Origin of the sequence: Micromonospora rosaria, assembly GCF_001567585.1 — a bacterium.
Classification (GTDB): domain Bacteria; phylum Actinomycetota; class Actinomycetes; order Mycobacteriales; family Micromonosporaceae; genus Micromonospora; species Micromonospora rosaria.
Genome location: NZ_LRQV01000202.1, coordinates 1 through 8,893, shown reverse-complemented (window position 1 = coordinate 8,893; position 8,893 = coordinate 1). Strand labels below are relative to the sequence as shown.

Here is an 8,893-nt window from a genome sequence, read left to right as displayed (position 1 = left end):
CCCACCACGCCACCACCGACCACCCCGCCGCCGACCACGCCGCCCCCGACGACCCCACCGACCCTCTCGCCGTCGCCCCCGCCGCCCGTCCCGACCGGCCTGCGCATCTCGGTGCGGGTCAACCCCACCCCCGGGTACGTGGGCGGCCGGGTCACCGTGACCTACACCGTCCGCAACGTCGGCCGGGTACGGATCACCGGCGTCCGGATCACCCCGACCCTGCCGACGGGGGTACCGGTACGGACCCGTCCGGCCGGCTGCGCCACGACCTCCTGCCCGGTGCCGGACCTGACCCCGGGGGCCAGCCGGACGCTGACCTTCCTGCTGGTGCCGAGGGCGGCGACGAACACGACGGTACGCGGCACCGTGGTCGCCGACGGGAACCTCGACGACACCGACCGCGCCCCGTTCCGGGTGCTCCAGCCCCGGATCGAGGCGGTGCCGGAGATCGGGCCGCCGGGCTTCGTCACCTCGATCCGGGGCACCGACTTCCCGCCGGGCGTCCGGGTGCGGCTGGCCTGGGACGTCGGGATCACCGTCGCCGCCAACCCGGCCGTGCCGTCGGCCGACGGCACCTTCGCCCACCAGTTGCTGGTGGTGCCGCGCGACCAGCTCGGCCCCCGGGAGGTGCTGGCCACCGGCCCCGGGTTCGGCCCGGTCCGCACCGACTTCCGGGTGGTGCTGCCCGCCCAACAGCCCCCCGGCCTGGTCCGGCGCGGCTGGTGAGGGGACGATCGACGTGATCCACGAGGTGGACGAGGCGCTGCACGCGCTGCTGACCGAGGAGGTCCTCGCCGGCACCGACGTGCACCTGGCCTTCGACGCGCCGACCAAGGAGTGGGAGGCCCGGCGCAACGCGCCGACGGTCAACCTGTTCCTCTACGACATCCGGGAGCAGATGGCCCGCCGCCGGGAGGGCCGGGTCGAGGAGTACGACCCGGCGGGGCTGGTCGTCGCCGAGCACCGCCCGCCCCGGTACTTCACCCTGTCGTACCTGGTCACCGCGTGGACCGCCCGGCCGCAGGACGAGCACCGGCTGCTCTCGGTGCTGCTCGCCGGTCTGGTCACGTACGACGTGCTGCCGCCGGAACGCCTGGTCGGCAGCCTCGCCGGGCTGGGGCTGACGGTGCCGCTGAGCGTGGCGGTGCCGCCGGCCCGGGACCGGGGACTGGCCGACATCTGGTCCGCCCTCGGCGGCTCGCTGAAACCGTCGCTGGACCTGGTGGTGACCGCGCCGATCGCGGCCTCGACGGTCTTCGCCGTCCAGCCGGTCACCGACGGACTGCGGCTGCGTACCGGCCGGCGGCCGGTCGACGGGACCGGCGACGGTGGCGGGCGGGACGACCGGGGTGGTGAGCCGGAGACCCGGCGGTTGCGGTACCCCGACCCGGTGGCCGGGGAGACCGCCGGCCCGGTGGGCATCCGCCGGGCCCGGGGCACCGCCGCCGACCGGCAGCGCCGCCCGGGGACCGGTGGCCCGATCCGGGACGACCGCCGGTGAGCGCCCCGGCGCACACCGACCCCCGCCCCACCGACGCCGACACCGGGGCCGGGCCGGACGGGTCGGGTACCGCCGAGGCCCCGGGCACCACGTACCTGCGGGCCCGGCTCTTCCTGGTCGAGCAGCGGGTCCGGCGGGCGGTCGCCACCGCCCGCGCGGCGGACCCAACCCCGGACGACCCGCTGCGCGGTCTGCACGTCTCCGACGAGGACGCCTGGCGGCTGGTGGACGCCCCGGAGCCGCCCGCCCCGGACGAGATCGCGGCGGACGCGGTCGAGACCGCCGACCGGTGGGCCGAGGCGTCCCGGGCGGCGGGCGCCCGGATTCCGCTGTGGGACCTGGCCGGGGCGTTCGCGCTGGCCCCGCTGGACGTGGAGGTGCTGCTCCTCGCGCTCCTGCCCGACCTCGACCAGCGGTACGAGAAGCTGTACGGGTACCTGAACGACGACGTGACCCGCCGCCGGCCGACCATCGGGCTGGCGCTGCGGCTCTGCGGTCTCGCCCCGGTCGCCGGCCCCGCCCGCGCCCGGCTCACCCCCGCCGGCCCCCTGGTCGCCGGCGGGCTGCTCCTCGTCGAGGAGGACGACCGGCCGTTCCTGACCCGCACCCTGCGGGTGCCGGACCGGGTCGCCGCGCACCTGCTCGGCGACGACACCCCCGATCCCCGCCTCGCCGGCCTGACCCCGCCGCCGCCCGAGCCGCCCACCGAGGAACCGTCCGGGGTCGTCGCCGGGCTGGCGGCGGCGATCCGCGCCGGTGACCGCCTGGTCTACCTGCGCGAGGAGACGGGGGCGTCCGCCGCCGAACTGGCCGCCGGGGCGCTCGTCGCGGCCGGACGCGCGGTCCTCGCCCTCGACCTGGACGCGGTGCGCGCCGACCCGGCGCCGGAGGAGGCCCTGGCCGTCGCCGTCCGGGAGGCCCGGCTGCGCCGGGCCGGCCTGGTGGTCGGCCCGGTCGAGGCGCCGGACCCGGCGGCCGGGCCGGGCCCCGCCCGGCTGCTGCGCCGGCTCACCACCCTGCCGGTGCCGGTGCTGCTCACCGGGCAACCCGCCTGGGATCCGCAGTGGAGTGACGTGGCTCCGCTGCTGGTGACCACCCCGTCGATCGGGTCGGCCGACCGGGTCCGGCTGTGGCGGGACACCCTGGCCGGCCGGTCGGCGGCGCTGGCCGACGACGTCGACCCCGAGCGCGAACTGTCCGCGTACGTCCTCACGCCCGGCCAGGTCCGGCGGGCGGCGGTGGGCGCGGCGCAGCAGGCGGTGCTGGCCGGTTCCGCCCGGGTCACCACCCGGCACGTCCGGGCCGGGGTACGCGCACAGAACGCGGCGGGGCTGGAGAAGCTGGCCCGCCGGGTGGAGCCCGCCGTCGGCTGGGGCGACCTGGTGCTACCCGCCGCCGCCCGGCAGCAACTCGCCGAGTTGGCGCTGCGGGTGCGGCACCGGGAGCAGGTGCTGGGCGGCTGGCGGCTGCGCCCCGGCGGTGGGCGGGGTCGCGGGGTGACCGCCCTGTTCGCCGGGGACTCCGGCACCGGCAAGACGATGTCCGCCGAGGTGGTCGCCGCCGACCTGGGCCTCGACCTGTACGTGGTGGACCTCTCCACCGTCGTCGACAAGTACGTCGGACAGACCGAGAAGAACCTGGAACGGATCTTCACCGAGGCGGCCGGGGTGAACGGGGTGCTGCTCTTCGACGAGGCGGACGCCATCTTCGGCAAGCGGTCCGAGGTCAGCGACGCGCACGACCGGTACGCCAACCTGGAGAGCGCGTACCTGCTGCAACGGATGGAGTCGTTCGACGGCGTCGCGGTGCTCACCACGAACCTGCGGGCGAACCTGGACGAGGCGTTCCTGCGCCGGCTCGACGTGATCGTGGACTTCCCGGTGCCCGACGTGACGCAGCGGCGGGCCCTCTGGGACCGCTGCCTCGGCACCGACCTGCCCCGCGCCGACGACCTGGACCTGGATCGCTGCGCCGAGACCTTCGAGCTGAGCGGGGGCGGCATCCGGGCCTGCGCGGTCAGCGCCGGGTACCTCGCCGCCGAGGCGGGTGGCCCGGTCACCATGGCGATGGTCGTCGCCGCCGCCCAGGCCGAGTACCGCAAACTCGGCCGGCTCGTGCTGCCCGGCGGTACGCCCACGGAGCCCCGACGCCGGCGGGCGTGACGGTGGCGGGCGTGCGAGCGTGCCGGCGCGCCCGCCGACCGGGTACGTGGGCGCACTCGCTGTCGAGCTGCCCCGTAGGTGGGACCACGATGGGAGCGCCCGGGTCGAGTACGGGCCCGCGTCCGGTGCCCCGGCTGTGCGGGCAGTTCGACAGGACCTCGATCCCGGACACCGCCAGCTCGACCGGCAGCAAGACCCGCGCACACCACGCGGACCGTGCCACCGCAGCCGTGCCTAGGGAAGGGTGACGTCCCAGTTGCGACTGCCGATCGGGGTGACCTGCACCGGCCCGGACTCCGCCGGGTCCCGCCGGTCGAAGGGGGACGTGAAGGTGTGGCTGACCTCGTCGCTCACCCACGGAGCGTCCCGCGATCCGGCGAGCTTGATCTCCCACCGGAAGCTGACCGTGTACGAGGCGAGCCAGGACCCCGGGGTCATCGCCACGTCCCGGGACCAGCCCGGATGGTCGCGGAACGCGATCGTGGTCGGCTCGGTGATGATCTCGGTGTCGTCGTACGGTGGCAGGTAGGGCCGGTCCAGCCGCCAGGCGGTCGAGGTCCGCTGGGTCTTCTTGTACGACTCGTCCTCCTGCCGCTCCCAGTAGACGTACTGGTCGGCGGCGTACTGCCGGAAGTCGTAGATGTGCTCCGCGTCGCGGGGCAGGTTGTCCGGTGCGATCAGGGTGGCGACCTGCGCGTAGCCGATGTCCTGCTTGGTCTCCAACTCCTGCACGTCCGGGCCGTCGTACCGGGAGCGGAACTGGAGCCGGAGCCGCTTGGGGTCGACCGGCGGCAGCTTGGCGCGCTCCTCCTCCTTGGCCTTGCCCCGGGTCCGGCGGTCGGTCGGATACGGCTCCCGGCGGCTGCTGGTCGAATCCGCGTCCGCCTTCGGCACCCGCTGCACGGCGCTCTGCACGTCGCCCCCGGCGGCCGTCGAGGCGGCGACGGGCTGCTGCGTCGTCGACCGCGGGTCGGTGGCCAGCGCCCGCCGGGCGTTCGCCTCGGCCTCCCGCTCGAACCGGTCGCCCGGGTCGCTGATCCGCAGCCCGGCGCCGTTGTCGGTGCCGGCGACCGGGCCCAGCCGCTGCTGGATGACGTGGGTCAGCTCGTGCGCCAGGGTGTGCCGGTCGCCGCCGTCCGCGCCGAGCACCACGTGGTTGCCCGAGGTGTACGCCCGCGCCCCGATCCCGGCCGCCGACTCCCGGGCCGCCGCGTCGTCGTGCACCCGCACGTCGGAGAAGTCCGCCCCGAGCCGGGTCTCCATGTCGGTGCGGGTGGCGTCGTCCAGGGCACGCCCGCCGCTGCCGAGCACCGAGGCGACCGACCGCTGCACCTGCTCGGCGGGCTGGTGGCCGCACCCGGCCCCGTGCTCGTGCCGCTCCTGCGCCGGCGTCTCCCGATCCTGCCCGACCGCCCGCGCGACCGCGCGGTTTCCCACCGCGCGTTGCAGGGCGAGGACGGCACCCGGGCTGCGGCCGGAGCCGACCCGTCCCGCACCGGTCGCCGAACCGCGTCGGCCGACGGCCGGGGTGGTCGTGGCCGACTCGCGGCCCTCCTGGGTGCTGGACGTCCGATCGGACCGCTGTAACCGCACCTGCGGGCACCTCCTCGGCATCGACGCCCATGGTATCGCCGTCCGGGGTGGCCGGCCGAGGTTCGTCCGGCCAGGATCCCGGACCGACCTGCCCCTGTGGTGCCGGACTCTGCCCGGTGGTAGGTCCGTACGGACCTTCCCGGTGACCGGCCGTAGTACCAGGCTGGCCAGCGTCCGCCGAGCTGGCAGAGGAGCTTGCATGCCGACGTACCTGTCCCCAGGCGTGTACGTGGAGGAGGTCCAGAGCGGTTCGCGTCCCATCGAGGGCGTCGGGACCGCCGTCACCGCCTTCGTCGGGTTCGCCGAGAAGGGGCCGTTCCACACGCCGACCCTGGTCACCAACTGGAGCCAGTACGTCCAGCTCTTCGGCGGCATGGTCGAGGGCGCCTACCTGGCGCACGCCGTCTACGGGTACTTCGCCAACGGCGGCGGCATCTGCTACATCGTCCGGATCGGCGACTCCTCGTCGAGCCGCAGGGGCGGCCGGGGCGCGCCGAAGGCGCTGCCCGCCGGGGAGCCGTCGGCGCTGGGCACCTTCCGGGTGGCCGCCCTGCCCACGGCCGGCGGCGAGGTCACCGTGGAGGTCGCCGACGTCGAGGGCGAGGGGGTCGCCGAGGACCGGTTCCGGCTGGTCGTGCACGTCGACGGCAAGCCCACCGAGGAGTACGACGGCTCGTTCCGCAAGAGCAACAAGAGCTACGTGGTCAACCAGGTCCGGGAGCGGTCCAAGCTGATCACAATGGAGGAGGCCACGGCGGCCAACGCGCTGGCCCGTCCGGCCAAGCAGACGGTCACCCTGGCCCCGCCCACCGCCCCCGGCGACGTCGTGCCGGCCAGCCTCTCCGCCGACGAGTTCAGCGGGGACGTCGACGCCCGGACCGGCCTGGCCGGGCTGGAGGCGATCGACGAGATCACCATGGTCGCCGCCCCGGACCTGATGGGCGCGTACCAGGCGGGGGTCATCGACCGTGAGGCGGTGAAGGCCGCCCAGCTCGCGCTGATCTCGCACTGCGAGCAGATGGGCGACCGGATGGCCCTGCTGGACCCGCCGCCGGAGCTGACCGCGCAGCAGGTCCGCGCCTGGCGGCAGGACGAGGCCGGCTACGACTCCCGGTACGCGGCGCTCTACTACCCGTGGGTCAAGGTCTTCGACCCGAGCACCGGACGGGGCGTGTTCCTGCCGCCCAGCGGTCACCTGGCCGGGCTCTGGTCCCGCAACGACGCCGAGCGGGGCGTGCACAAGGCCCCCGCCAACGAGGTGCTCCGGGGCGTCGTCGAGCTCCAGAACAACGTCACCAAGGGCGAGCAGGACCTGCTCAACCCGATCGGGGTGAACTGCATCCGGGCCTTCCCGGGGCGCGGCATCCGGGTCTGGGGCGCGCGGACCCTCTCCTCCGACCCGGCCTGGCGCTACATCAACGTGCGGCGGCTGTTCAACTACGTCGAGGAGTCCATCCTGCTCGGTACCCAGTGGGTGGTCTTCGAGCCGAACGACCAGCGGCTGTGGGGCACGATCCGGCGCAACATCACCGCCTTCCTCACCGAGGAGTGGCGGCGGGGCGCCCTGTTCGGGGCGACCGCGGCGGAGGCGTTCTACGTCAAGTGCGACCGCGAGACCAACCCCCCGGAGGTGGTCGACCGGGGTCAGGTGGTGTGCGAGATCGGCATCTGCCCGGTCAAGCCGGCCGAGTTCGTCGTCTTCCGCCTGTCGCAGTTCTCCGACAGCACCAGCCTGGTCAGCGACTGACCCGCGCGGGCGGCACCGACCCGGCGTACGAACCGACGATGACGAAAGGCGGCCACGATGGCCACTGGTGACAGCTTTGTCGTGCACACCTTCCAGGTGGAGCTGGGCGGCATCCAGGTGGAGCTGGTGGAGGAGGTCAGCGGCCTGACCGTCGAGCTGGACTCGATCGAGGTCAAGCAGGTCACCCCCACCGGCGAGCTGATCATCCGCAAGATCCCCGGGGCCCGGAAGGCCGGCGAGGTGACCATCACCCGGGGGCTGGACCAGAGCAGCTCCTTCACCGAGTGGATCAAGGAGACCTTCCTCAAGGGCGCGGTCGACGCCGCCCGGCAGAACATCAGCATCATCATCACCAACGCCGACAAGTCGCAGACCCGGCGGTTCGACCTGACCAACGCGTGGGTGAGCAAGTGGGAGGGTCCGTCGCTGAAGGCCGGTGACACCAGCCCGGCGACCGAGAAGGTCACCGTCGTGTACGAGGAGATCAGCACGTCATGAGGCGGCGTGGAGTCTCGGCCGGGGCCCTCGACCACCTCGGCGAGCAGCCGGCCGGCCCGGCGGACGACGCGACCGGGCCGGCCGCCACGGTGGTCGCCCCGCCCGCGCCGGTCCGGCTCCAGACGGAGTTCACCTTCCACCTCCCCCGGGGGTACGTCGACGAGGACGGCACCGTGCACCGGGAGGGCGCGATGCGGCTGGCCACCGCCCGCGACGAACTGGCCCCGCTGGTCGACCTGCGGGTCAAGCAGAACCCGGCGTACCTGTCGATCGTCCTGCTCAGCCTGGTGGTGACCCGACTGGGCACGATCACCCAGGTCCGCGCCGAGGTGATCGAACGGCTCTTCGCCTCCGACCTGGCCTTCCTCCAGGACCTGTACCGGCGGATCAACGCCGAGGGGCACACCCTCGCCGAGGTCACCTGCCCCTCCTGCGAGACGGTCTTCGAGGTGGACCTGGCCGGTGGTCGCCCGGGGGAATCGTGACGTACGGGGCCGACCGGCTCCACGAGGAGGTCTCGTACGTCGCCTACCACTTCCACTGGCCGCGCGGGGAGATCCTCGACCTCACCCACGCCGAGCGGGCCCGGTACGTGACGGAGATCGCCCGCATCAACACCAGGATGAACGAAGGTCAGTGAGGCGCGATGGGGCTACGCGACAGGATGCGGCGGCTGGCGGCCGACACCCGCGCCCGGGTGGCCGGCCGGTCCGGCGGCACCGCCCCGGCTCCCGCCCCGCCCCGTCCGGACGCGACGTCGACCGCCCCGGATCTGTCGGCCGACCCCGATCTGTCGACGGGTGGCCCGGATCTGTCGACGGGTGGCCCGGCGGTCGCCGCGCCCACCCGTACCCCCGCCGAGCCGGGCTGGCGGTCGCTGCCGCCGATCCAGCGGGCCCTGGCCGACGGGCCGGTACTGGTCAGCGACCTGCCCCGGTTCACCGACCGGCTGTCCACCTTCCAGGACCCCACCCTGCGTACCCCGCTCGACCACCTGGTCAGTGACCGGGCCCCGCTCGGGGTGGTCCGGGACCTCGTCCGGCCCCGACCGGCAGTCGCAGCCGATCGGCCGTCGACCGCGCGGGAAGCCGTGCCGCACCTGCCGACCGTCCAGCGCCGCCCGGCCGACGGTGAGCCGTCCGACGCCCCGGAGGCCGCTCCCGCGCCGGTCGACACCACCGGCACCGGGTCGTCGGAGGGCCGGGCACGGCCGAGGGCGACGGTCCGCAGCGGTACCCGGCCGCCAGCAGCCACCCCGACCGGGGTCCTGGTGACCGCCCGGCCCGCCGCACCGACCCGCCGGTTGACCGGCACCCCGGTCGCCGGCACCCCGGGCCCGGCACCCGTCCAGCGGTCCGGACCGGCCACCGGTGGCCCGGTCGGGATGGATGC

General features: G+C 74.8%; 9 protein-coding genes. 8 read left to right on the top strand and 1 reads right to left on the bottom strand.

The genetic code is table 11. The annotated features are described in order from the left end of the window. The 3 genes from AWW66_RS30165 to AWW66_RS30155 form a co-directional block, all read left to right on the top strand. Positions 1-726 (top strand): CARDB domain-containing protein (locus AWW66_RS30165; protein WP_157528163.1); only part of this gene is annotated, 726 nt, incomplete at its 5' end. A gap of 13 nt (positions 727-739) precedes the next feature. Next, positions 740-1,501 (top strand): Pvc16 family protein, encoded by a 762-nt coding sequence (locus AWW66_RS30160; protein ID WP_067373598.1) that lies wholly within the window; start codon positions 740-742, stop codon positions 1,499-1,501. After that, on the top strand, positions 1,498-3,663 hold the full coding sequence (locus AWW66_RS30155; RefSeq protein WP_067373594.1) for an AAA family ATPase: 2,166 nt from the start codon (positions 1,498-1,500) through the stop codon (positions 3,661-3,663). Before AWW66_RS30160 ends, AWW66_RS30155 begins: the two co-directional genes overlap by 4 nt. 234 nt (positions 3,664-3,897) lie before the next feature. Here the strand turns inward: AWW66_RS30155 and AWW66_RS34085 are convergent, their stop codons facing one another. Beyond that, entirely contained in the window at positions 3,898-5,256 is a 1,359-nt protein-coding gene (locus tag AWW66_RS34085) for an eCIS core domain-containing protein (protein ID WP_067373591.1), read from the bottom strand. Between the two features lie 199 nt (positions 5,257-5,455). Here AWW66_RS34085 and AWW66_RS30145 point away from each other — a divergent pair, with 199 nt between their 5' ends. The 5 genes from AWW66_RS30145 to AWW66_RS30130 form a co-directional block, all read left to right on the top strand. Then, the gene (locus AWW66_RS30145) at positions 5,456-7,003 is read left to right on the top strand and encodes a phage tail sheath family protein (protein ID WP_067373587.1); all 1,548 of its coding nucleotides are present in this window, start codon (positions 5,456-5,458) and stop codon (positions 7,001-7,003) included. 57 nt (positions 7,004-7,060) lie between these two features. After that, complete coding sequence (locus AWW66_RS30140; protein ID WP_067373584.1) at positions 7,061-7,501, top strand: phage tail protein; 441 nt, start codon at positions 7,061-7,063, stop codon at positions 7,499-7,501. After that, positions 7,498-7,986: a hypothetical protein gene (locus tag AWW66_RS30135; RefSeq protein ID WP_067373581.1), complete on the top strand. Its 489-nt coding sequence runs from the start codon at positions 7,498-7,500 to the stop codon at positions 7,984-7,986. Before AWW66_RS30140 ends, AWW66_RS30135 begins: the two co-directional genes overlap by 4 nt. After that, a complete protein-coding gene (locus AWW66_RS34675; RefSeq protein WP_169807197.1) occupies positions 7,983-8,141 on the top strand; it encodes a DUF6760 family protein in 159 nt (52 codons plus the stop codon). Before AWW66_RS30135 ends, AWW66_RS34675 begins: the two co-directional genes overlap by 4 nt. A 6-nt stretch (positions 8,142-8,147) precedes the next feature. Then, positions 8,148-8,893, top strand: a 746-nt coding sequence (locus AWW66_RS30130) for a hypothetical protein (protein ID WP_425413314.1), incomplete at its 3' end; no start/stop codon positions are given.